Below are 23,019 nucleotides of genomic sequence, written 5' to 3'. Positions count from 1 at the left end.
TCGTCGAGGGGTCTATGCGGCCTTGGTCCAACTAAAATTGCACACCTGGGGCACGGCTCACCGCCCCCCGGGCATCTGAATCAGCCTGCCATCGCCGTCGAAGAGGCGCGCGGCCTGGCATTTATCGAGTAGGGAAGCGATGACGGGATCGCTTTCATCCAGGGGCAATTGCGCAGCTGCGTCGGTATCGGTGAAGGCGCGAGGCTCGACGGGCGTCAGCCATTTGGTGGTGACATCGGAGCTCGCCGCGAAGCGCTTGTTTGCCGCCGAGACGTACGTGTGCGCGATGATGGCCTCGCGGGTTTCCTTGTCGCAGGCCGCCAGGCGGCGCCGCAATGTTTCTTCGGCCGATCGGGCCTGCAGTTCATTGCGCAATCTCAGCCCCTCCTGATGCACGCTGAGAGGCTCGCTGCGCGTGTATGGTTGTGGGCTGTACGAGACGCTCTCTTGTGAGCTCGAACAAGCACGAGCGAATTGCGCCAGGACGATGAAGAGCATCCACATCGCCCAGAACGGCAGCTTTCGCTCGCTCTTCATCGGCACCGGCGCCGTGATCGTGAACGACGCCGGCTCCGCGACGGGCCGGTGCTGTCCGGCCATGGCAGTCCGCTCCCACCATTCGCGATTCTCTGCCGGAATGACGACGCTCGCATCGCTCTTGGCCCGTTCGAGAATGCGTTCCGCGAGCCGCAGATAGGCTTGCGAGCGCGTCAGAGCGCTCAATCGCTCGGCATCGAACGGCGACGTGAGCACGTGATAGACATGCAAATATCCGGGCGCGACCTCCTCACCCGCCTGCCGATCCAGGTGCGCCTGCGCGCGACCCGCCAACAACTCGCTGTAACATCCGAGCAGGGCCTGGTAGGCGTGCCAGTAGCGCGGATCGCCGTCGAAAATGTTCTCGTGCTCGCGAGCGCCGAGTTGCTCGGCCACCCGCCCGCACCATTCGACGTTCTCGATCTCGAGCTCCTGAATCAGGCGCGCAACTTCGCCTGTAAAGAAGTACTGATCGTCGAGGGTCGCAAACAGGTTCTCGCTTTTGACAGCGGCGAGTTTCTGCAGAAACGCCTCCGTCTGTCCTTGCACCAACAGCGCATGCAGCTCTTGAAATGCACGTCGTTGCGGCGAGATCGCCACCGGCTCAGGAGTCTCCTCCACTGGCGAAGAAGCTGCGGGCTGCGAAGCCTCCGGTTGCTCTTCCGCCTGGCGCTCCACTTCTCGAACCCTGGCCAGATGCTCCTGTATCAGCACGTACTGCTTGGCGCTTTCGTAAGCTTCGCGCAGCTTCATGTAACCCGCCGGATCCTGCTCCGGCGAAGTGACTTTGAGCCGCGCTGCGTAAGCCCGTTTGATCGCCCGCTCGTCGGTCGTCGGCTCGATGCCGAGCACGCTCCAGGGAGTCTCGCTCATGGCGCTACCGATCCGCTTCCAGCTGATTCAGGAAGGCTTCGAACTCTTCGCGAACCCGGGCGATCTCCCGCCGCTCCTGGCGCGAGAGCGTATTCTGGAAATGCACCAGCCGGGACGAAATCGCCTCGCGCGCCGCGCCGAGCGATTCCTCGTACGCGCGTTCGGCACGAGCCAGCACTTGTTTGTTGAGCAGATCGTTTCTGGGATGCAGCTTGAGCTTGGCCAGCTCGGCGAAGCGCCGGTCGATTTCCTCTTTGCTGAGCACGCCGGGATTGCCTTCGATGACCAGGCGTTGCTTGTGCCCGGTCGCGACCACCGTCACCTCTACCTCCAGCAGCCCGTCGAGATCGTAAGTGAAGCGCACATCCACGCACTGCTCCCGGGCCGGTCCCTTCGGCACTTTCACGTTGATCTCGCCGAGCAGGATGTTGTTCTTCACCAGCGGATTCTCACCCTGGAACACCCGCAGGTTGATCATCGTCTGGTCGTCCTGCAGGGTATTGAAGCGCTCTTCACGGCTGATCGGAATGTGACTGTTGCGCTCGAGAATTGGCGCGTACAGGCCCTGCTCGAATTGCTGCTCGCCCACCTGACGCGCGATTTCCACGCCCATCGAGTACGGGCACACGTCGGTCATCACCACATCGTTCAGCGCCGAGTTGCGCGCCTTCAATGCCGCCTGAATCGCCGCACCTTGCGCGACTGCTTCGTCGGGGTTGATGTCGACCACCGGGAACCGGCCGAACAGCTTTGTCACCAGCTTTCGGATCATCGGCATGCGGGTAGCGCCGCCAACCAGCACGACTTCATCGAGCTGACCGGTACGCAGCCGCGCATCGCGCAATGCTTGTTGAATCGGACGCGAAAGCCGGTTCAGCAACGCCTCGCAATGACGCTCGAACTCGGCCGCGGCGATATCCCACCGCAGTTCTTGCTCCTCCCACGTCACGCACATCTGTGCAGCCTGCGCGTTGGAAAGCTTGCGCTTGGCCAACTCGGCCTGGCGAGACGTGCGCTCGAGCAATGCCTGCGGCGGCTTGAGCGGATCGATCTTCAGCGCGGTGGCATGCTCGGCGAGAAACAGCTTGACCAGTTGATCCCGAAAATCATCGCCGCCCAGGAAATTGTCGCCGGAGCTGGCGTGCACTTCGATGACGCCGTCGAACAGCTCGACGATGGAGACGTCGAAGGTGCCGCCGCCCAGATCGAACACCAGATATTTGGTTTCGGCGTGCTTGTTGGCGAGGCCATGAGCGAGCGCCGCTGCCGTTGGCTCATTGAGCAAGCGCTCCACGTGCAGGCCCGCCAGCTTGCCCGCCGCGAGCGTCGCTTTGCGTTGGGTGTCGTTGAAATACGCGGGCACTGTGATGACGGCTTCCGTGACCGGTGCGCCCAAAAATGCCTCCGCATCTTCCTTCAGCGAGCGCAAAACCAGCGCCGACAATTCCTCCGCGCGAAAGCGCCGCGTGCCGAGCTGCACTTCATACTGAGTGCCCATGTAGCGCTTGAAACCGGCTGCGGTGACGTGCGGATGGGAAATCAATCGATCCTTGGCGGCGGCGCCGACCAGCAGGCCGCCGGCATCGTCCAGGCCGACGACCGAAGGCGTCAGGACCGTCCCGAGCGCGTTTGGAATGAGGTGCGGTTTATCGTCGACCCACGCGCCGATCAGGCTGTTGGTCGTGCCCAGGTCGATGCCCACCAGCATTGTTATTCGCTCCTCCCGTAGTAGGGCCTGTGAACACTCATTGGATGAACTGCGTTGCGCCTCCAATCGCCTGCAGCAAGGCGCAAAGCGCAGCCCTTATGTCGATAAGGGCAAGCTTTGTAACGCAGCGGCAGGCGATTGGAGGCGCAACCCATTTAATGAATAAATATCCTTAGATGGGACGAGCTATTGCGGTTCAGGACGTCGTTACTCCTCCCTTGTGTACGGAGAGTACACGGCGGTCGTCGCGCCTAGCCCTGAACCGCAATAGCTCGTCGCAGCCCATCCAATGAGTGTTCACAGGCCCTGCGCGATATTACAAATGCGGGAGGCAATGCGCGACAGGGGCGCCGTCACAAAAACATCATGGGAGTCGGTCAGTGAGCCGGCCGGTCGAGCATCGGCTCCGACGGCGCCGGTCGCAGGGAGGCGTCGATGATATTGGAAGACATCTGTCGATGCAGCTTCCAACCCTCACTGGTGCGTTTCCAGATTTCCAGTGTCTGCCCGGAGTGCTTCTGCGCGCCGGATCGTTGATACGACAGCAGACCGGCGCGCCAGGCAACATCGTGCGAGACAACGATTTCCTTGGTCGTGGAGACAAGTGTATCGCCAGTAATAGCAGCGGCACGCAGCCAAGCCTGACTGGCGGCATTCGCGCCTTGCAGGAGACGGTCGGTGCCATCCAGCACCGTAACGTCCGCTGTTGCGAGTGACACAAGCACGGTGGCGTTTTGCGCATCAAATGCAGCGACCCATTGTTGAGCGCGCGACTCGATGGCCTGCCGGTCCGCCGCTTCATCCGCGATGGCCGGCGTGCAGGCAACGAAGAGCAGCAGAGTCATTGTCAGCTTACGGAGGAGCATGTCGCGTCCCTCTGCGATCCAGGCAGTCAATCTATCTAACGACCCGATTCCCACCAACGGGTGAGGATCCGAAATAAAAAGGCCCGCAACTCACGCTGCGGGCCTCCCCATCCTCACGATGTCGTGAAAACTCTGGCTACTTCTTCTTGCGCACGGCATTTACAGCCGCTTCAGCATTGACGAAGCCGTAACCGTCGAGCGGGCTGTAGCCCTTGCCGATCAGGTTGAAGAACTCGCCGCGGAAGCCGCCACCGCCTTCGTAGGTACCGAAGAAGCTGGCACCGCCGGGGATAACGTCACCCGAGGGAATCATCACACCGCCGCCCAACAAGTCGGCCGAATTGCCGCCGACCGCGAGATTCGGCCCGGCCGCATCGGCTTCGTCGCGATCGATACCGAACGACAGCAAGTCGCCGCTACGGAACGATCCCGGACGGAATTTCAGATCCAGCTGTTTCCATTGTCCCGCGACACCCGGCAGATCCGCTGCAATCGACAACGAGGCCGTGACATCGGACGCATTCAATCCCACCGTGCGACCGACAACGAACGGTTGACCCGGCGCCGGAGCCGGCGTGGTCCGCTCGTCGAACACGATGCCTTTGGGCGCTTGGGTCACGTTGCCGCCGCTGCCATTGATCGACAGGCTGGCCAGTTTCCTCAAGCCCAGCTGCGTGATCGTGAACACATTGGGATCGAACTGACTGATGGAGTTCTGATCCGCCGCCGCGTTGATCGCGACCAGACTGCCGCCCGACAACGCAAATCCCGACGAGAAGAACGGATCGAGGTCATGACGGAATGCGCTGTCTTGCAGGATCTTGCGCATCCGGTCCGGCTTCACCGAGCCCGGCCCGCCCGCCGCATCCAGCACCAGCGCCGCGATTGCCGCTGCATGGGGAGCGGCCGCACTGGTGCCGAAGAAGTTCGGGAACGTATCCGGATCGACGATCGAGTCCGAGCTAAAGAACGTGGTATTGGCGCCATCCATCGCCGCCATGTCCGGCTTCTGGCGAATCTGCGGCGTGCGATACCGTTTGTTGTTCTTGTCGAAATAAATCGTCGACGGCCCCGGCGACGTAAACGCTTCGGGAATGAACGGCGCATAGAACGCATAGGCCGCGACGCCCATCGCGCCCTGCGCCGAATTGTGACCATAGGTCACCGGCCCGAGATAGCTGAAGTACTCCTGCGGATTCACACCGCTGAAGCCGACGTAGCGAATGCGATCGGCGACATTCCGGTTCTTGCTGTTCGGCGTATTGGCGCGCGCGATCACCATCTGCAGCGTCGCGCCCGGCAGCTGCCCGATTTCCACCGGGCGATTGGTGAAGCGGTTCTGCTCGGCGAATGAGCCGATGTACGTGCCGTTCGACAGGAAGAACAGCAAGTTGAAATCGGAGAGCACCTGCTCGACCACTTCCACCTGCTGCACGCGATAGGAGTAATCGCCAAACTGTGCCGGCTGGAAGCTGTCCACCACCACCGTATATGTGCCGGCCAGCGGCAGCTCCAGAGTCAACGATTCCGGATTGGTACCGGTGTCGACAAACTGGATCTGCTGACCGTTCGGATCGAGCAAGGTGAGCGTCAGATCCGGATTCGGCGTGCCGGTGGTCGAGCTGTCGGCATCGACGAATATTTCCACCAGCTGTCCTACCGCACCCGGGAAGGTGAAGGTCGACGTTCCTCCCGGAGGCACCGTGCTCACGCCGGAGACGATCGGCGATCCCACCGGCCTCGGCGGTATCGGATCGTACGGCTCGTTCCACTGGAACACGATCGTGCTGCCGCTGTTGAACGCGATGGTCTGCGCGATGTCGACATCGCGGCCTTCGGCAAAATTGTGGAAGCCGCCGGCATACAACGCCGGATCCACGCCGCTGAAGTCCAGATTCGTGCCGGTCCACGACGACGCATTGCCCGGCACCAGGCGCAGCTTGGAATCGTACGCCTGAGTCGCCGGACGATTGCCTGCGGACGAGAAATACGACACGCCCTTGGCTGCCACTTCATCCACGGCCTGCGCGACGATGCCGTCCTGGAAGAACGGTTCGGCCAGATAGATGATGTCATCGACGATGACGTCGGCCTTGAAACCCGGCACCGCGTTCGGCGCCCCCGGCAAGCCGGCGAGCGCGCGAATGTTATTTGCAAAATTCACTTCGCCGCCATTGGCGGTCGCAAAGCCGAGGCGCGCCTTCGGCGCCATGTCATGCACGATTTGCAGCATCGCGCGGCCTTCATCCGACGAAGCCGGCCAATCCTGCAGCACGACGACGGGCTGGGTATTGCCGAATGGATTGCCTGCGCCCGGCAGATCGCCGGTCGCGATATCGGCGGCGGCGCTGTTCGGTGCGATGTTGGTATCGTAGCTGTCCGACATCACGCCGACCGTGATGCCCTTGCCCTCGATGCCGGGAATCTTGTCAACGCGGTGTTGGACGATGCCCTGGCTGTCGGTCAAGCCGACGTTGGTCACCATCGGGCTCGACGGCACGACGGCGAGCACGCCCTTTTTGCCGGCGATGCTCAACAGCGAGCTGCTGGGAACATACGCTTCGACCACGCCCGAGCGGTAACTCAGGTCGGTGGCGGCCACTTCGACGCCCGCCGTGCTCTGCAAACTTTCTATCACAGCTGCAGCAGGCACCTTGCCATCGAGTGAGATGCGAACCAGCGCGCGGCCAGCATCGTCGAACTGGATTGGATGAATCAGTTGAAGTTCGCTAACCGCGGCCCGGCGTGCGGCGGCGGCCGGCTGCGCAAGCTGTTCGAGTCCGCCGCCCAGATTGCTCGCGGCGGGCTTGGCATCGACGGTCAGGGGCGAGAATCCCAGCGCTGCGGCTGTTAGAACCAGGGTGGGCGCGGCCAGGCGCGATGCGCCGGATCGCAGCCAACGCAATCCCTCATGCTTACTCATGAAACTTACTCCGTGTTTGTTTCCGACGAGGCCAGATCGTTGTTGTTATCGGGGCGACGATGCGCCCGAAACACATCGGATCTTTGTACGTGAATGCTCACGTTCGGCCGACGCTACGCCGACGCACGCGGCGATTCAAGACGCATTGCTGCCGATACCCGCGATGTTTGCTAAGTGCTTTACCCATACGCACTAACGTTGTTACATACACGTCACCGATATGCCGTCGCGAGTGAAATATTCCGTGGATCGCCCGAACCGACTCCTGTTCCTGCTGCTCACCGTCTATGCAACGGCAAGCCTGGTTCATTTTGTACACAACGCCGAATTCCTCGGTGACTACCCGGGGCTGCCGGACTCGTGGTCGCGCGCCGGCGTGTACCTGGCCTGGATTGGAATGACGGCCATCGGCGGGCTCGGTGCGTTGCTGGTATACCGAGGACGCGAATCGATCGGGCTGATGGTGCTGGCGGTGTACGCCGCGCTCGGACTGGACAGCCTCGGCCACTACGTGGTCGCGCCGCTCTCGTCGCACACGTCGATGATGAATACAACCATCCTGCTCGAAGTCGGTGCAGCGGCGCTGGTGCTATTGGAAGTCGTGCGCCGCTTGTTTGGATTGATCGCACGGCGGGCCAGTCCGCGCTGATCGAGCTACGCCAGCAAATCACCTCCGAGTGGAGTACCCTTCCGGTTCTCGAATGCTCGGGTGAATGATATGTCGATCGACGGCCGGCACGATGTTGAGGGTTTGCAGCGGATTGGCGCCATTGTGGCTGAGGCGCGCGATGCTATGGGGGCCCGCGTGGCGCCCGGCGTCACCACGGCCGAGCTGGATGCGATCGGCAAGGAAGTTCTGGATCGCCATGGCGCGCGCTCGGCCCCACAACTGGCGTACGGCTTTCCCGGCACCACCTGCATCAGCGTCAACGACGATCTGGCGCACGGTATCCCGTCCCCGCAGCGGGTGCTGCGTGAGGGCGATCTGGTCAACATCGACGTCTCCGCCGAGCTCGACGGCTATTGGGCCGATACCGGTGCCAGCTTTGCCGTCGGTGCCGTATCCGTTCAGTCTGCGCAGCTGTTGAAAGCCACCCGGCAGGCATTGCAAGACGCGATGGAACAGGCGACCGCCGGCGCCCCGCTGCACAACATCGGCCGCGCGGTGGAGCGTCGGGCCAAGCGTTGTGGCTTCCGAGTCATTCGCAATCTGGGCGGGCATGGCGTGGGTCGTTACATCCACGAAGAGCCGCACGTTTCGAATACGTTTCAGCCGCGCGATCGCAGACTGCTGCAGGAAGGCTGGGTAATCACCATCGAGCCGTTCCTGACGACACGCGCGACCACGGCAGTGACCGCTTCGGACGGCTGGACCCTGCGCACCCCGGACGGCAGCCGAGGTGCGCAGTTCGAACATACGATGATCATCACGCGCGATCGCCCGATCGTGGTGACTTGAGCCATCGCGATCCGCTCAGCGGTTCAGCACTACCACCGAAATCGCGCCATCCACATTGACGCCGTCCACGCTGTTCCGCAGCTCCAAAGGTCGGCCGAGCACGCCCTGATAAGTGTGGCTGAACGAGGCCACCTTCCTGTCCGCCTTGGCCGGCGTCACCGTCACGTGTAATTCATAGTTTTCCGCGCCCAGGCGGCGCACCGCCATGGCCACTACATTGGGCGGCAGATCCAACGTAAAGCGCTCGCCGGGTCGCGTTTCGAACGTGGAGCGCACCTTGTTGTCGGTGCCCTGGGTGGCCACGCGAATTTCGTAATGAGCGCGATAGACCTCCGCCGCGCCAGCCGTTCCCGCCGCTAGCAATGCTGCTCCCAGAAGCACCACCAGCGGGTTGCCCGATGTCTTCATTTGCCTGGTCTCCATGCATTCTTCCCGTCCGTCTATTCGCGATCTCAGCGCAACTGGAGGCGGCCCGAACAGTCGTCATGGAGCGACGACGGGCGCCCAAACACTGCCTATTGAACTGTCCCAATCACCTGTATATAACAACAGGCCCCGACCGCTGCATTGCCTCGCCATGAACTACCGTGACCCTATCGTCGTGATCGACGAGACCATCGACAATCTGGTCTATCTCGTTGAATGGTGGCTGGAAGATCTGGACGTCGCGGTCGCTCGCGATTTCGATCTGCTGACCTGGGACGATGCCAGAACGATTTCGGCGCTGCGCGCAACGCGTTGCGTTGCTGCCCTGCCACGGCTACGTATCGTTCGCTCCAACTACGAAAGTAGTCCTTCGCTGCCCGGTGCGAAGAATTATCCGCGCGACCGTGCGATGGATGAGTTTTGCGAGCGCAACCGCATCGAGTTGCGACGACTGTTATACCCACCGGGTGACGGTGCGCCGCCCGCAACCTGATCGGAACCGACCTGCGCGCGGCGCGTTCGCCTGATACCGAACCAATGACGTCGAGTATCACTTGTTACGAAAAGTTATAAACGAGGTGGGTCATGAGATTTTCAACCCTGTTGCTGCTAGGAGCCCTGAGTACCAGCATGGCTGCATTCGGCGCCGACACGATTTCAGCAAAGGAATTCGTGAAGAAAGCCGGCGAATCCGGCGTTGCGGAAGTCGAACTGGGCAAGCTCGGAGCGCAAAAGGCGACCGACCCCGACGTGAAAGCATTTGCGCAAAAAATGGTGACGGATCACAGCAAAGCCAATAAGGAGCTGATGACCGTCGCTTCCGGCAAGGGCCTGGAAGTGCCGACCGAGCCGGGAATGATGCAAAAGGCCACGATGGAAAAGTTCAAGCACCATTCGGCCGACAGCGACTTCAACAAGGACTACATGAAACACATGGTGAAGGACCACGAGACGGACGTGAAGCTGTTCCAGACAGCGGCTAACGACACGACGCTGGATCCGCAGTTGCGCACGTTCGCGAAAAAGACGCTGCCGACGTTGCAGGAGCATCTGTCGGACGCGCAGCAGATCGACGCGAAGCTCGGCAAGATGTAAGACGAGCCTGGAAGCCAACCGGGCTGGTTGGCTTCCAGCGCGCCGACCACGAAGCATGCGCCGCAATGGCGCCATGCAGTAACGGCGCAAATGCTGAAACCTCGCTCACGCAGGGATCCGATTGACTTCCGCCGCGTTTCCGAAGCGGAAGAGCATAAGTCAGAGGACCCAGCGCCGTATTTTCTTGGGGGGAGTCACCATGCGTCCGGCAAGAAAATCGTTCTCGGAACCTGTCGTCAAAGTCGATCCCAGCCTGCACCGACCGGCCAACGCTGATGAGAGCGTGCCAGAAGCTTTAGTACCCGATGTCGTCCGCACGAATGTGCAACAAACCACGCCGGAAACCTCGCAGACGCGCTGGTCGCGCATTGCACGGCGCGCCTATGAACTGGCGCAACACCGCGGCTTCGCACCAGGGGCCGAGCTGAGCGACTGGTTGCAGGCAGAGAAAGAGATAGACGCGGCCGACCAGCAAAAGCAGGCCGCACCGGAGAATCAGATCACAGGCTAGCTAATGGCGGGAGCCGGCGCCCTGCGGCGCTTGAAACAATCCAACCAGCTCGCCCTGGGCCAGCACGTGGCCATGCATGGCCTGCAACAGCGCATCACGGCTGAAGCCCGCCGGCAGGTCGAGCTTGTCATCCAGGGCAAAGAGCTGGAAGTGATAGTGATGGGGCGGATCGCCCACCGGCGGACGCGGACCGAAATAGCCGCGCTTGCCTGTTGAGTTGCTTCCCTCCCGTACCGACTGCCCGTGCAACTCTGGCAATGCGCTTGGCGACGGCGGCAGATTGATCATCATCCAGTGCACGAACGGCGGCGAGCCCGCGTCGGGATCCTCCATCACCAGCACCACTGACCGCGTGCCCGACGGCAGCGACGCCCACTGCAGCGGCGGCGAGATGCCTTGACCGTAGTCGCTGTATCTCACATCGATCGCGCCGCCGGCCGGAATCGCCGAGGAAGATACGGCGATGGTCGATGGCGCGTCGAAAACTTCCCTGGCAATCACGTGCGGCGCGCTGAGCGCAGGCGGCAGCACGCTCACGAATATTCCCAAGCAAGCTCCCAAGCAAACCAGACCAGCTTTATTTGTCATGCTCACGCTCCGCCGGTGCTTATGCGAGGAAGCCAAGTCCGAGAGCAAAGTTCCTCAGCAGGATCTCGACCCAATCCGCACGAATCCCTGCAAAGCGTGGTGCATTTACTTATGTTATTGAGAGTAGCGCGATGCGCGGACTACTCTCCGCTGCCGCGCTGAATGCACGGGGCCCGACCCCAACGAAAAGAATGCCGGCAATTAACATAGGTTAATCACATAGAGCGGACCAAATTCAGATGCTGAGCCGTTTAGTGGCAGACCTGCCCGGCGGCGCCTACCGTTTCCCGCCCTTGGCCGACGTCCAGCCTGAGATCCGTGTCATGACATCCGTGGATAGTCCGGACCTCGATCTCGCCCGCCGTTTGAATAGCGGGCTGAGGCGCGTTGCGTCTGCTCGTGGTGTGGATGCGATATTGCTCGCGACCACAGCCGCCGCGCGGGAGTTGGCCAATACAGCCGGACTTTGTGCCGTGTCGACAGATCAATCTCACTGCGTGATATCAACTCCCTCTCATGCCAGCGTGTGCACGCTGGATGGCGACTCTTCGCTACAACAACTGGTGAGGGACGCGGCTGCGCAAGGCGAGACGATCGTGCAGCACCGTCCGTTCCTGGAAGTGCAGCTGGCGTCGGGCCAACGTCTGCTTGCCGAGACATTGCTCACCGTACCGACCAGCGACGACTCGGGTTACCAGGGTCTGGCGTTCTTCTGGCGTGATGGCCTCATGCCCACGGCCGCCCAGCTGACGCTCTTGTCGGGGCTGGCATGGACCTGCTGTCTGGCGCTCCGCTCGCATCAGCAGGAAAGCAACGTGCACGAGCTGCGCATCGAGCAACGCTCGCAGCTTGCCGAAATCGAACACCGTGCCCGCAACCTGCTCGCCACCGTGCGCTCGATCATCCGACGCTCGGGCCAGACGGGCGAGTCCGAATTTGCCTCTCATCTAGAGGCGCGCATCAGTGCGCTCGCCCGTGCCCAGGGCGCTCTACTCATCGATCAGCGCTCCGGTCCGGAGCTCGAGGACCTGATCCGTGCCGAGCTGACTGCGAATGCAATTCGAGACAGCCAGGTCGTCATCGCCGGGCCATCGTGGCGCCTGGCGCCGCAGGTCGCTGAGACGATGGCCTTGACGCTGCACGAACTGACCATGAACGCATTGAAGTTCGGCGCGTTCGCGACGCCTGAGGGACGGCTCGAGGTGAGGTGGAGTATCGAAGGCTCGCCGACGCCGCACTTGCGCTGGCGCTGGATCGAATCGAACGTACCCATCGTGCAGACGACACCGCGCAGGCGCGGCTTCGGCATGGAATTGATCGAACGCGTGCTGCCTTACGAGCTCGGTGCCATCACCCGCTACACCATTGCCGATGGGGGTGCGTACTGCGAGATCGATTTGCCGATCAACGAGCGTACCGCTGTCAACACTGACCGGATATCGCTATGAGAGTGCGCGCGTTCGTGTCCGAAACCAGCCCCATTCAGCTGCTGATCCGCAAGCTGGAGAACTTTGCGGAACTGACGGAGGAAGAGAAGATCGCGTTGTTGGATGCGGCCGGCCCGGTGCGCACGTACGGCTCGCACGAGGACCTGATTCGCGAGGGCGAGCAGGCCAGCGGTGTCTCCGTGATCGTCTCGGGCTTTGCCTGCCGGCACAAGATGCTGCCCGACGGACGCCGCCAGATCATCGGCTATTTCCTGCCCGGCGACATGTGCGATGCGCGTGTGTTCATCCTGAAGAAGATGGACCACACCATCAGCACGCTGGCTCCCTCGTCGGTGACGACGTTGTCGCGCGAAGCCATTCTCGAGATCACATCGCGCTTTCCGCGTCTGACGCGCGCGTTCTGGTGGAACACTCTGGTGGAGGAAGCGATCGGCCGCCAGTGGCTGGTCAGCATCGGTCAGCGCACGGCGCTGGAGCGCGTCGCTCACCTTTTCTGCGAGATCTACGTTCGGCTGCAGTCCGTTGGGCTTGCGACACCGGACGGGTGCGAGCTGCCCGTGACGCAATCGGAGCTGGCCGACACCGTCGCGCTATCGACTGTACACGTCAACCGCACGCTGAAAGAACTGCGGCGCGTGGGGTTGGTATCGATGAGCAGCAAGTCGCTGGCCATTCATGACTTCGCCGGCCTGCGCGCGCTGGCCATGTTCGACCCAGGCTATCTGCATCTGGAAGGCGAAGGCCTGATCAAGGACCGCTACAGTCACGCACTGCTGAAGTCGTTGTGATCCGCGCCAGATCTCGACTGGATTCCGCCGGCACCGGCACCGGCCTGCAAACATAGAACTCGTGCTCCGGCCGGGACATCACTTCGAAACCAGCCGAGCGTAGCAGCGCTTCCACGCAACTGGCGTTCGGCACCCACCAGTTGCTATCGTCATCGGCAACCCGATGCTCGACGAACGCCATCTTCGGCCAGGCCTCGTCCAGCATCAGCTCGCGACGATTCAATGGCACATCCTGCGGCACCACGTCGCGCACGTCGCCCGGCAGGGTCATGCTCTGAAACACCATCAGTCGCTGCGTGGCCCGGCGCACCAGATCCAGCGCCAGCGCTGGATAGCGTAAGTGATAGAACACGCCGGTGAACCACACCAGGTCGTAGCGCCGGTTCGAGCCAAGCAGCCCATACACATCGCCTTCGATGAAATCGACGCGATCATCCAGATCGAACTCGCGCGCGGCCCATCGGGCCTGCCGTACATACATCGGTTCGACATCGACACCCAACACATGCGCGCCGCGCCGCGCCAGCTCGAAGCTGTAGAACCCGGCGTTGCAACCGATGTCGAGCACCGACCATCCCGACAGATCGTCGGGCACTGCACCCGCCACGTGTTGCCATTTGAAACTCGGAAAGTCGCCGAACGGATGATGGGGCGAGGTTTGGGTGCCGTCGGGTAGATGGAGATTGTGAAACCACGGCCCCAGCCCGGCGATCTGCTCGTGCATCGAGCTTTGCAGCGACATCATCGAGCCCTCAATGCGCAGCGATGGCGCGCTCGCCGGACACCCCGGCGACTGCTGACAGTGGCGTATGAACTTTGGATTCTCGCGCCGCTCGCAGATAGCTTTCCAGCTCTTCGGCACGATGCACGCTGCTGTGCTCGGCGCAGATTCGTTCCCGCGCGGCGGCAGCGATGCGCTCAGCTTCAGCGTCGCTCACATTCTCGATGAACTGGGTCACCTCCTCCGTGGAATTCGCCAGCAGGATTTCCCTGCCCGGCTCCAGCAATTCGTCGATCCCGGCCCACTCATCCGAAACGATGGGCGTGCCACAGGCCGCCGCTTCGAACAACCGCACGCTGGGTGAGTACCCGGCCTTGCGCATGTCGGCGCGCGTGAGATTCAACGTAAATCGCTGGCGGCCGTAGAACTGCGCGTGTGAGCCCGGCGCCATGTGATCGATGCGCTGTACATTTTTCGGCCACACCAGCTGCTCTGGATACTGCGCCCCAACGACAGCGAAGCGTCGCTTCGGCAGGCGACGCGCGGGCTCATTCAACAAGCGCTCCAGCGCCGGCTGACGATCGTCGCTGTAGGTGCCCAGATAGCCCAGCTCGATGTCACGATGAGAGCCTGTGGGTTGATGCTGGTCGACATCGACACTGCAATACAACGCTTGCGCCGCTCTCGCGCCAAAGTCTCGCTCCAGGCGCTCCAAGATGGGACCGCCCGTGAAGCTCAACAGCAGATCGAACTCCGGAACCTGAGACGCGCGCAAATATTCGCAGCTGTCGTCCTTCAATCGGGCCACGGTCACCGGGGTATCGATGTCGTAAAAGGCCTTCACGCCGTTGGCGTGATCGAGCACCCAATCGCAGACCCGTCGGCCATCGTCGACGTAAGAGCCGACGATCACGGCCGCTGCTGCGCGCAGGCGAGGCGTGTACCTGGCACACAGCTCATCAACGTCCAGATACAGACGCGACTGACAGTACGGCAGAATGGGCGCGTCGCGATTGCTCGCATACCACGGCTGATCCCGCTCGAGGAACAAAACCTTGTGACCTAGCCGATGCAGGCCGCGAATCAGCGAACGATAGGTGGAGGCGTGGCCGTTGCCCCATGAGGAGGTGATGGACAGGCCGATGAATATGATTTCGTCAGAGCGCCGCATGGTGCACCTCCTGGTCGTATCGGGTCGGAACGACGCAGCGGGACAACTGCTCCACCAGCAGCCTTTTGACTTCTATCGCGCGATGCTCGTAGGTGTGCTCACTCAGCAGACGCTGCCGGGCCCGCTCGCCCATGCGTCGTGCGTGGGCCGCAGTCAGACCGGGCAGTACCGTCGCGACCTCCTCGCCGCTCGCAACTCGCAAAACCTCCTTGCCGGGCTCCAGGAATTGCTCCAGTCCCTGCCATGCATCGCATATCAAACAAGCGCCCGCGCCGGCCGCCTCGAAGACCCGGGTCGGCGGCGAGTATCCGACCTGCGCCATACTGTCGCGATTGATATTGAGCACCGCGAGCGTCGAACAGTTGAAGGCGTTGTGATCGCGCGTATAGACATGGCCGACCCAATCGACGTTGGGCGAGACGGCAACGTTACGATCCCAACCCGAGCCACCCAGCAGGAATTGCTCATCCGGCAGCAACGTCGCAGGTTTGAAAAAAAACTCGCGCACGCGGGCCTCGCGATCGGGCAGCCGATTGCCGAGGAAACCCAGCGCGCCGCTAAACCTCGGGTCCGGCTGCACTGGATGGTGGGTTGTCGGATCAAGCGCGTTGTAAATTGGAACGCAGCAGAGTGCCCCAAAGTTCGAATAAGCCTCGACCACCGGCGGCCCGCCGCCGTAAGTCAGCACCAGATCGTATTTCGGCACCTGCGCGCGGAACGGATCCGACCCGTTGGCTCGCATGCGCTGCAGCGTGGCCGGCGCATCCACATCCCAGAAAACAGTCAGATTCGCCGCGCGCCTCAGCCGCGGCACCTCTGCTTCCAGCTCCTCGTCGAAGACACCGACGCCACTGGCCTTGACGATAATGTCAGCGTGCCGCGCCCGCTCGAGCGCGCCGTGCAGGCCGTCGACCGTGGCGGGATAGACCACCACTTTCGCCCAGCTTGGCTCGGGCATGTCCCGATGTTGCTGCCGATCGAACGCGTCCGGCTCGTAGAACGTCACATCGAAACCGCATCGATCCAGGGCGCGGATGATGCCGCGATAGTAAGTGGCCGCACCGTTCCAGTACGCCGACACCAGACTGGACCCGAACATGGCCAATGTTACTTTCGCCGTCATAACGATCCCCCAGCCGAGCGCCGCAGCGGAGCCGTCTGCAGCGTCGTCAGTATCTGCAACAGTTCATCGACTCGATGCGCGCAGGAATGGCGGGCGCGGATGGTTTCCAAGCCGTGATGCGCAAGGCTGGCGGCAAGCCCGGCGTCATTGAGAATGGTCCAAAGGTGACGCTGCATTTCCTCGCCACGGGTGGCCACCAGATAATCGACGCCTGGTCTGAACAGATTCTCGGAGTCATGCCAGGGCGCAGTGACCAACGGAATGCCACAAGCGAGGGCTTCGAACATGCGAATCGTCGGAATGCCGTGCAGCTGGCGGGCATAGGTTTGTCGAGGCACGTGCACGGTGCACCGATGGCGCGCGAACACTTCGGGCACACGATGATTCGGTAACCAGCCTCGATATCCGATCCCGGCTTCATGCAATGTTTTGAGCGCATGCTCTGGATAGCGGACGCCATGTACCGTTGCTTGCAAGCTCAGCTGCCGCACCGGCTCGATCAGATACTCGTGCAACTCGGCGCTGCGCTCATCGTCGCCCCAGTTGCCTATCCAAACCAGATCGGCACGGTCGTCGGAAGCGGGCAGCGGCGTGAAGCGTCGCAGATCCGCGGCTTCGTGCCACACCCAACTATGCGCAGCCCAGCCGTGACGCGTGTACTGATCCGCCACTGCCTGACCAAACGCCAGCACGCCATCGTAATGACGCAAATCCAAGGCGCTCATTGCCGATGCATCGGTGACGCTGCGATGGTGGGTATCGTGAAACAACGCCGTGCAACCCCGCTGGCTGGCACTCTCGCCCAGCCGCTGGATCAATCGAGGCTCGTTCCATTCGTGAACAATGAGCACATCAGCGCCATCCAGCACCGCATCGACGTCCAACGCCGCGTCGAAAGCTGTGCTGCTCAACTCCGGGAACGCCGCATGAAAGTCAGCGACGCCCCGCTCGCCCTGCTCCCGACGCAGATTGGTCAGGCTCCAGCCCGACTCGGGCTCGTAAACCTGGACCTCATAGCCACGGTGCAGCAGCTCGCTGACGACACCCCGCAGGAAATGCGCGTTGCCGTGATTCCAATCCGAGATCAGCGAGTGATAGAACAGAACGAACTTCATGCGGCGGTTCGCTCCTTGTTGTCGCGCTCGCGAAGCAACGTTCGATAGGTTTCCAGATATTCCAGCGCGACCGACTCGATGCGGCAGGAATCGGCCCGGGTTCGTGCTGCCATCGCCAGCGCTTGCCGGCGTGCTGGATCGCGCAGGAGCGCGTCCAATGTGGCGCGTAGCTCGCTGCTGCTCTTGGGCTCGAAGAACTCCGCCGCGCCGTTCCACAGCTCGCGTAAAGTCGGGATGTCGGCGAGCACGAGCGCACAGCCAGCGCCAGCCGCTTCGAGCACGACCAAACCGAACGGCTCATACAGTGCGGGGTGGACGAATACACTCGCCTGATGCATCCAGGTGCGAACTTCATGCTCCGGTTGAACCCCGATGGCTCGCACTGCCGAGGGCGTAAACATCTGACCCTCCGGCCCGGCCGTGTGGCCGATGACATATGTACGCCATGGCGCACCCTGCGAAGCTTCGTCGAGCACACGCATGTTCTTAGAAGTGTCCCATGGCCGACCGCAAGCCAGCACGATGGGCTCGCGCGGGACATCGCAGCTGTAAGCAGTCGATGCGCGACCATTTCGAATGACGCGCGCTGGGCGCGTGAACTCATAGGCGGACCGGAGGTCCTGCAGAAAAGCAGCCGTTGGCGCAATCACAGCATCTGCGCTGTTCAATCCATCGGTGATGCGGCGACGGTATTCATCCCATTGCCCCGGCGTCCGCGTGCCATACACCGCCCGCCACCAAGTCGACACACATGAGTGCGCCACGCAGACCACTGGCCGTCGCCACGGGAGCGCGGCGTGTGAATAGCCATTCGCGTGGATGAGGTCCACGGCATTCGACGCCGCGAGATCGAGCAACCATTCGCCAGCCGCAGCAACATCGCCCCAAGGATCGGCCATCCACTCCAGGCGATAGTCGGATTCGATGAGCTGCACATTGTCGAGTGCTCGCGCGCCACGGCGTTGTGCTTCCGTCGGTCGCGGTCCCATGGTGGCCAACACCGCTTCGACATCATGCTCGGCCAATGCCGAGCACAGGTCGAGCGCGTACGTCCACACGCCCCCAACCGCATCGGCTGTCATCAGCAGCCTCATGCTCGATAGACCTCTTCGATGAGAGCGGCGCTGCGAGCGATGTTCTCGGCCTCGACATCGAAGCGGTTGCTCGCTGCCAATTGCCGCAGCCACGCACGTAGCGCCCGAGTTCCCCAATCGTCCCGTGACGCCCCGAGCTGCTCGCGGTTTGCGCCTTGAAGCCAATGGACGTCGAAGTCATAGAACGAGCCATTGACGTTGCACCATGAAGCGCCGCCACGGGTGCCGGTAATGTCCATCTGAATCTGCGCTGGCTGACCAATGTGTGCGTGCCATGAGCAGCACAGCCGCACCATCGCGCCATTGGCCTGGACGAATTCGGCGTACGCAAGATCTTCCAGCTCGCCATCGCAGCCCTGCGTCGGTTGTCCGTGAGCAAACAACCGGCTGCGCACCCGCTCGATCGGCGGCATGCATTGCACCCATAGCGCCAGATCGAGCAAATGCACGCCCAGATCCAGCAAACACCCGCCGCCAGCGAGTGCACGATTCCGACACCACGATTGGTCCGGCCCATACGCGTTGTTGAAGACCAGATCGATCGCGATGATTTCGCCGATCGCGCCGGACATGAGCCGACGTCGCAACTCGGGCATGCCGGTGATGTGGCGATAGCAGAAGTCGATGCCCAGCAGACGATCGGACGCCCGCGCCGCCGCCAGCGCTCGATGCACATCGAGCAGCGTCGTCGCCAGCGGCTTCTGGCAGAACACGGCCAAGCCCTGTTCGAGACAGGCGATGACTTGATGAGCGTGCAACCCGCTGGGCGTCGCGATCACGACTGCATCCAGGTCTGCGTCGAACAAGGGATCGACAGTCGGCGCGGTCGCCGCGCCCGGATGAGCCCTCGCAGCCGCGCGCAGCCGATCGGCATCGCTATCGACCAAGGCGGCAACATCGATGCTGCCGGCATCGTCTGCAGTCAGCGCATCGAGACGCTTGCGTCCGATCCAACCCAATCCCACAAATCCCACCCGCGGCGGCGAGTGAGACACTCTCGGCCGCGCGCTCATAAATCGACCTCGTTGAGCAGCAGCGCCTTGACGAACCCTTCCGGCCGCTCCCGCATCAGCTTGAACCCATGGTCGAGAGAGTTGAGCGAGACCGTGTGGGTCAGTAACGGAAAGGGATCGAGTCGGCCTTCCAGCGCCGCCTGAATCGCCTTCTGCACGCCGGCGACGTAGCGATCCATGGAGCGCTCGTGCGCATTGATGACATCCAGGCCGCGCCAGTTCCACTGCTGCATGTTTACGTGACGAGGTCCATCCTGGTGATAGCCCGCGATGATGAGTCGTGCACGCTCCGCGGCGATGTCACTTGCGAGATCGAGACCTGCTTGCACACCCGACACTTCGATCACACGATCGAAGCCCCGCCCGCTGGTGAGTTGCATGGCCCGCTGCGCATCGTGACCGTCATCTTTCGTGGCGACGATGTCCTCCGCTTCCATCGTCAACGCGAGCTGCAACACCGACTCACGATGCGACAGCACCACCACATGCGCGCCGGCATCGGCTGCCAGCTGCGTCAACATCAATCCGATGAAACCTCCACCGACGACCGCTACCGTGTGACCGGATTGAACGTCACTGCGCTCGAAAATATTCATCACGCAGCCGAACGGCTCGCCTGGAAACGGTTCGTCGTCCAGTTCCTCTGGCAGGGGCACGACGCAATCGCGCGAGGCAATGTCGTATTCGGCGTACGCATGACCCGACATCAACGCCACCCGTTGCCCGACATCGATGTCCTTTACTGCCGAGCCGACGGCAGCGACGATGCCCCAGCCTTCGTGGCCTGGCGATCCTGCTTCGAGCGGATATTTGAACCACGCACGCCCTTCCCACACGGGCAAGCTGGAAGCGCAGATGCCGCAGCCTTCCAGCATGACGCGCACTTCGCTCTCGCCGAGTTCCGGCATCCGTACCTCACTCACTCGCGTCGTCATCGGCCGAATCAACGTGGCTGCGTGTTGCGATTGATGCATGCGCTTACCCCGATGCGCCCAATTCCTGCACGCGCATCGCCGCCGGCCGCCGCTGCGCAGGATGCAGCTCAGAAGAGGTCAACCATTCGTACAAAGCCTCTACTCCTTCGGCCACTGTCGTGCGCGGCAGCCAACCCGTCGCCGTCTGGAACCGACTCGTGTCGGACACGTAGTAGCGTTGGTCACCGACTCGCCAGCTAGCGAAGCTCAGCTCGACGCGTCGTGCCAGCAACTGCTCCAACTGCTCAATCAGTTCCAGCAGGCTGACGGTGTTGGCTGGCCCACCCCCGATGTTGAATGCGCGTCCGGACAAGCGATCGATATCGCGTCGGGCGCGGCTCAACGCATTCACCAGATCGTCGACGAACAGCACGTCGCGCACCTGCTTGCCATCGCCATAGATCGTGATGGGCTCGCCCGCCAGAGCGGCGCGCAGCATGTGGGCCACCCAACCCTGGTCCTCGTTGCCATGCTGATGCGGCCCGTAGATGCAGCTCATGCGAAACACTGCCGTGCGCAAGCCGAAGCTGCGTGAATAATCCAGCACGTATTGCTCGGCGGCCCCCTTCGAGCAGCCGTACGGGCTGTGAAAATCCAGACTGCGCGATTCATCGATGCCATGTGAGCGCACACGCGGGCCCGTAGGCATATAACGTCGCCCTTCGGATCGAACTCGCAAATCGTCCAGCCCGCCATACACTTTGTTGGTCGACGTGAAGATCAGGGACGGCGCGTGCGTGGCCCGTCGTGCCGCTTCCAGCACATTCATCGTGCCGAATGCATTGACGTCGAAGTCGAATGCCGGATCGACGAGGCTGCTGGTGACAGCCACCTGGGCGGCGAGGTGCACCACGTGCTCGATACCGTTCATTGCTGCAGCCACGGCTTGCGGACTTCTGACATCTGCCTCGACAAAGTCGACCTGCTGCGGGTGACTTCGTCGCAACCATTCGATGTTTCGTTCGCTGCCGGCCCGCACCAGCGAATCAAGGACGCGGACGCGCTCACCGTTCGCCAGCAAATGTGCCGCGAGATTGACGCCGACGAATCCGGCGCCACCGGTGATCAGGACGCTGCAATGTCGCCCGCTGCTGGCCGCCGCGGTCACAGGGTCAGCCCTCTGCGATCGAGCTCGGCGCTGGCGCGCATGAAGTTGTCATTTGCCGACGTGCTCGCGAGCCACTCGGCCAGCTCGACCAGGCCCTCCTGGAATTTCACTTGCGGCTGGTACCCCAGCAGTCGCTGTGCCTTCGAGATATCCGCGAAGCAGTGCCGGATGTCGCCAATCCGATATTTACCCGTGACCAGTGGCTCGACCGGTGCGTTCACCGCGTCGATGACGCCGTTGGCGACCTCCAACACGGTGCGCGGCTCGCCCGACCCGATGTTGAAAGTCTGGCCGACCGCCGCTGTCGTGAGTGCCAGCTGGCATGCGCGAGCGACATCCCGAACGCTGATGAAGTCGCGTCGTTGCATGCCGTCCTCGAAGATCAACGGCGAATTGCTGTTGAGACAGCGCGACGCGAAGATCGCCAGCACGCCGGTGTAAGGATTCGACAGCGACTGGTGCGGCCCATAGGCGTTGAAAAAGCGCAGCGCCACGGTTGGCACTGCGTAGGCGAATCCGAACATCAGGCACATTTGCTCCTGATCGTACTTCGACAACGCGTACACGGAGGCCGGCGCGACGTGCTTGCTTTCCGGAGTTGCGACCGGCTCGAGCCTGCCGTGGCTGGTCTCGATCTCCCAGCGGCCCTCACTGAGCTGCTCACGCGATCGCAGCGGCGGCTCGCAGCACGCTGCGCCGTTACCGCCTGGTTGCCGATACAACCCTTCGCCATACACACTCATGCTCGAGGCAACCACCAATCGCCGAATCGGACGCTCCATCAACGCCTCCAGCAACAAAGCGGTGCCACGGTTGTTCACATCGACGTAATGCTCGATCTCATACATGCTCTGACCGACGCCGACCGCGGCAGCGAGATGACATACGTGCGTGACCCCCTGTAACGCCGTCGACAAAGCATCCGGATTGCGAATATCACCTTCGACGCGCTCGACATCTGCATGCAAATGGGATGGAAATCCCGGCGCCGTGCCGTGCACCTGCGCTTCGAGCGCGTCAATCACGCGCACGCGCGAGCCACTTTCCGCGAGCAGATTCGCCACATGCGAGCCAATGAAACCCGCCCCGCCAGTCACCAGCACGAGCGAATCCCTGGAACCGCTGCCATTGCCGTCGTGCCCGGAGAACTGGATGGTTTTATCCGATGTCCCAAGCTTGCCCACTAGGGTCTCCGCGATGCCTGTCAGTGCTGGCTCACCAGTGCTGAGCCGATCTGCAAGGTAAGTAGCAACAAGCGTGCCCGCCTTGTCGACATGCTGCAGGCAGCGCGAAAGCAGGGAACGAACCACTCACGCGCAACCGACCGGGAAAAAAAGTTACCGAGCTACGGAGCGCTTACACACTTCGCTGCGGGTAGTGACGCGCCATTCGCACGCGCACCGGAGGGTTTGTACCTTGCATGGTTCGTGCATCAGTCTGGTACGCGGTCACCGATAGCGACCGGCCCACTTCGCGGG

At 62.1% G+C, this 23,019-nt stretch carries 22 protein-coding genes; 7 read left to right on the top strand and 15 right to left on the bottom strand.

Annotated elements, in window-relative coordinates:
• Nucleotides 1–57: 57 nt before the first annotated feature.
• From D0550_RS10690 to D0550_RS35445, 4 genes are all read right to left on the bottom strand, one after another.
• Nucleotides 58–1,410, bottom strand: coding sequence for a J domain-containing protein (locus D0550_RS10690; RefSeq protein ID WP_116809175.1), 1,353 nt, complete (start codon nucleotides 1,408–1,410; stop codon nucleotides 58–60).
• A 4-nt stretch (nucleotides 1,411–1,414) separates the two neighbouring features.
• A complete protein-coding gene (locus tag D0550_RS10685) occupies nucleotides 1,415–3,118 on the bottom strand; it encodes an Hsp70 family protein (protein WP_116809174.1) in 1,704 nt (567 codons plus the stop codon).
• A gap of 377 nt (nucleotides 3,119–3,495) precedes the next feature.
• Nucleotides 3,496–3,963, bottom strand: a complete 468-nt coding sequence (locus D0550_RS10680) for a YybH family protein (RefSeq protein ID WP_161965757.1) — start codon at nucleotides 3,961–3,963, stop codon at nucleotides 3,496–3,498.
• A gap of 157 nt (nucleotides 3,964–4,120) precedes the next feature.
• Nucleotides 4,121–6,907 carry a S8 family serine peptidase gene (locus D0550_RS35445; protein WP_153067115.1) on the bottom strand — a complete coding sequence of 929 codons (2,787 nt, stop codon included), beginning with the start codon at nucleotides 6,905–6,907 and terminating at the stop codon, nucleotides 4,121–4,123.
• Between the two features lie 244 nt (nucleotides 6,908–7,151).
• Between D0550_RS35445 and D0550_RS10670 the strand changes: the two genes are divergently transcribed.
• Both D0550_RS10670 and map read left to right on the top strand, forming a co-directional pair.
• On the top strand, nucleotides 7,152–7,556 hold the full coding sequence (locus D0550_RS10670) for a hypothetical protein (protein ID WP_153067114.1): 405 nt from the start codon (nucleotides 7,152–7,154) through the stop codon (nucleotides 7,554–7,556).
• A gap of 69 nt (nucleotides 7,557–7,625) precedes the next feature.
• On the top strand, nucleotides 7,626–8,366 hold the full coding sequence (gene map / locus D0550_RS10665; protein WP_116809170.1) for a type I methionyl aminopeptidase: 741 nt from the start codon (nucleotides 7,626–7,628) through the stop codon (nucleotides 8,364–8,366).
• A gap of 15 nt (nucleotides 8,367–8,381) precedes the next feature.
• Here the strand turns inward: map and D0550_RS10660 are convergent, their stop codons facing one another.
• A complete protein-coding gene (locus D0550_RS10660) occupies nucleotides 8,382–8,774 on the bottom strand; it encodes a hypothetical protein (protein ID WP_153067113.1) in 393 nt (130 codons plus the stop codon).
• A gap of 169 nt (nucleotides 8,775–8,943) precedes the next feature.
• Between D0550_RS10660 and D0550_RS10655 the strand changes: the two genes are divergently transcribed.
• From D0550_RS10655 to D0550_RS10645, 3 genes are all read left to right on the top strand, one after another.
• Complete coding sequence (locus D0550_RS10655; protein ID WP_116809168.1) at nucleotides 8,944–9,285, top strand: hypothetical protein; 342 nt, start codon at nucleotides 8,944–8,946, stop codon at nucleotides 9,283–9,285.
• Nucleotides 9,286–9,377: 92 nt separating this feature from the next.
• The gene (locus tag D0550_RS10650) at nucleotides 9,378–9,887 is read left to right on the top strand and encodes a DUF4142 domain-containing protein (RefSeq protein ID WP_116809167.1); all 510 of its coding nucleotides are present in this window, start codon (nucleotides 9,378–9,380) and stop codon (nucleotides 9,885–9,887) included.
• Nucleotides 9,888–10,008: 121 nt separating this feature from the next.
• Nucleotides 10,009–10,398 (top strand): DUF2934 domain-containing protein, encoded by a 390-nt coding sequence (locus D0550_RS10645; RefSeq protein ID WP_153067112.1) that lies wholly within the window; start codon nucleotides 10,009–10,011, stop codon nucleotides 10,396–10,398.
• Here the strand turns inward: D0550_RS10645 and D0550_RS10640 are convergent, their stop codons facing one another.
• Nucleotides 10,399–10,986 carry a YbhB/YbcL family Raf kinase inhibitor-like protein gene (locus tag D0550_RS10640; RefSeq protein WP_116809165.1) on the bottom strand — a complete coding sequence of 196 codons (588 nt, stop codon included), beginning with the start codon at nucleotides 10,984–10,986 and terminating at the stop codon, nucleotides 10,399–10,401.
• 497 nt (nucleotides 10,987–11,483) lie between these two features.
• On the opposite strand from D0550_RS10640, the gene D0550_RS10635 reads away from it, so the two are divergent.
• Together D0550_RS10635 and D0550_RS10630 are read left to right on the top strand one after the other, a co-directional pair.
• Nucleotides 11,484–12,434, top strand: coding sequence for an HWE histidine kinase domain-containing protein (locus tag D0550_RS10635; protein WP_161965756.1), 951 nt, complete (start codon nucleotides 11,484–11,486; stop codon nucleotides 12,432–12,434).
• A complete protein-coding gene (locus tag D0550_RS10630) occupies nucleotides 12,431–13,222 on the top strand; it encodes a Crp/Fnr family transcriptional regulator (protein WP_116809163.1) in 792 nt (263 codons plus the stop codon). The genes D0550_RS10635 and D0550_RS10630 overlap by 4 nt, the downstream gene beginning before the upstream one ends.
• Here the strand turns inward: D0550_RS10630 and D0550_RS10625 are convergent.
• Genes D0550_RS10625 through D0550_RS10585 form a run of 9 tightly spaced genes read right to left on the bottom strand, consistent with a single transcriptional unit; the run spans nucleotide 13,182 to nucleotide 22,644 of the window.
• On the bottom strand, nucleotides 13,182–13,967 hold the full coding sequence (locus tag D0550_RS10625) for a TIGR04290 family methyltransferase (protein WP_116809162.1): 786 nt from the start codon (nucleotides 13,965–13,967) through the stop codon (nucleotides 13,182–13,184). The two genes, D0550_RS10630 and D0550_RS10625, sit on opposite strands and share 41 nt — an antisense overlap.
• A 7-nt stretch (nucleotides 13,968–13,974) precedes the next feature.
• The gene (locus tag D0550_RS10620) at nucleotides 13,975–15,114 is read right to left on the bottom strand and encodes a CgeB family protein (RefSeq protein WP_116809161.1); all 1,140 of its coding nucleotides are present in this window, start codon (nucleotides 15,112–15,114) and stop codon (nucleotides 13,975–13,977) included.
• Nucleotides 15,101–16,237: a CgeB family protein gene (locus D0550_RS10615; protein ID WP_116809160.1), complete on the bottom strand. Its 1,137-nt coding sequence runs from the start codon at nucleotides 16,235–16,237 to the stop codon at nucleotides 15,101–15,103. Before D0550_RS10615 ends, D0550_RS10620 begins: the two co-directional genes overlap by 14 nt.
• Nucleotides 16,234–17,352, bottom strand: a complete 1,119-nt coding sequence (locus D0550_RS10610; protein WP_116809159.1) for a CgeB family protein — start codon at nucleotides 17,350–17,352, stop codon at nucleotides 16,234–16,236. Before D0550_RS10610 ends, D0550_RS10615 begins: the two co-directional genes overlap by 4 nt.
• Nucleotides 17,349–18,446, bottom strand: coding sequence for a glycosyltransferase family 4 protein (locus D0550_RS10605; RefSeq protein ID WP_116809158.1), 1,098 nt, complete (start codon nucleotides 18,444–18,446; stop codon nucleotides 17,349–17,351). The genes D0550_RS10610 and D0550_RS10605 overlap by 4 nt, the downstream gene beginning before the upstream one ends.
• Complete coding sequence (locus D0550_RS10600) at nucleotides 18,443–19,459, bottom strand: Gfo/Idh/MocA family protein (protein WP_116809157.1); 1,017 nt, start codon at nucleotides 19,457–19,459, stop codon at nucleotides 18,443–18,445. Before D0550_RS10600 ends, D0550_RS10605 begins: the two co-directional genes overlap by 4 nt.
• Nucleotides 19,456–20,433: an MDR/zinc-dependent alcohol dehydrogenase-like family protein gene (locus D0550_RS10595; protein WP_206606199.1), complete on the bottom strand. Its 978-nt coding sequence runs from the start codon at nucleotides 20,431–20,433 to the stop codon at nucleotides 19,456–19,458. The genes D0550_RS10600 and D0550_RS10595 overlap by 4 nt, the downstream gene beginning before the upstream one ends.
• Before the next feature lie 4 nt (nucleotides 20,434–20,437).
• Nucleotides 20,438–21,541 carry an NAD-dependent epimerase/dehydratase family protein gene (locus tag D0550_RS10590; protein WP_116809156.1) on the bottom strand — a complete coding sequence of 368 codons (1,104 nt, stop codon included), beginning with the start codon at nucleotides 21,539–21,541 and terminating at the stop codon, nucleotides 20,438–20,440.
• Complete coding sequence (locus D0550_RS10585; RefSeq protein WP_116809311.1) at nucleotides 21,538–22,644, bottom strand: NAD-dependent epimerase/dehydratase family protein; 1,107 nt, start codon at nucleotides 22,642–22,644, stop codon at nucleotides 21,538–21,540. Before D0550_RS10585 ends, D0550_RS10590 begins: the two co-directional genes overlap by 4 nt.
• Between the last annotated feature and the right edge of the window lie 375 nt (nucleotides 22,645–23,019).

This window comes from Steroidobacter cummioxidans, assembly GCF_003104955.1.
Note: the sequence above shows the minus strand (reverse complement) of the source record. Positions and strands in the feature narration are given on the sequence as shown.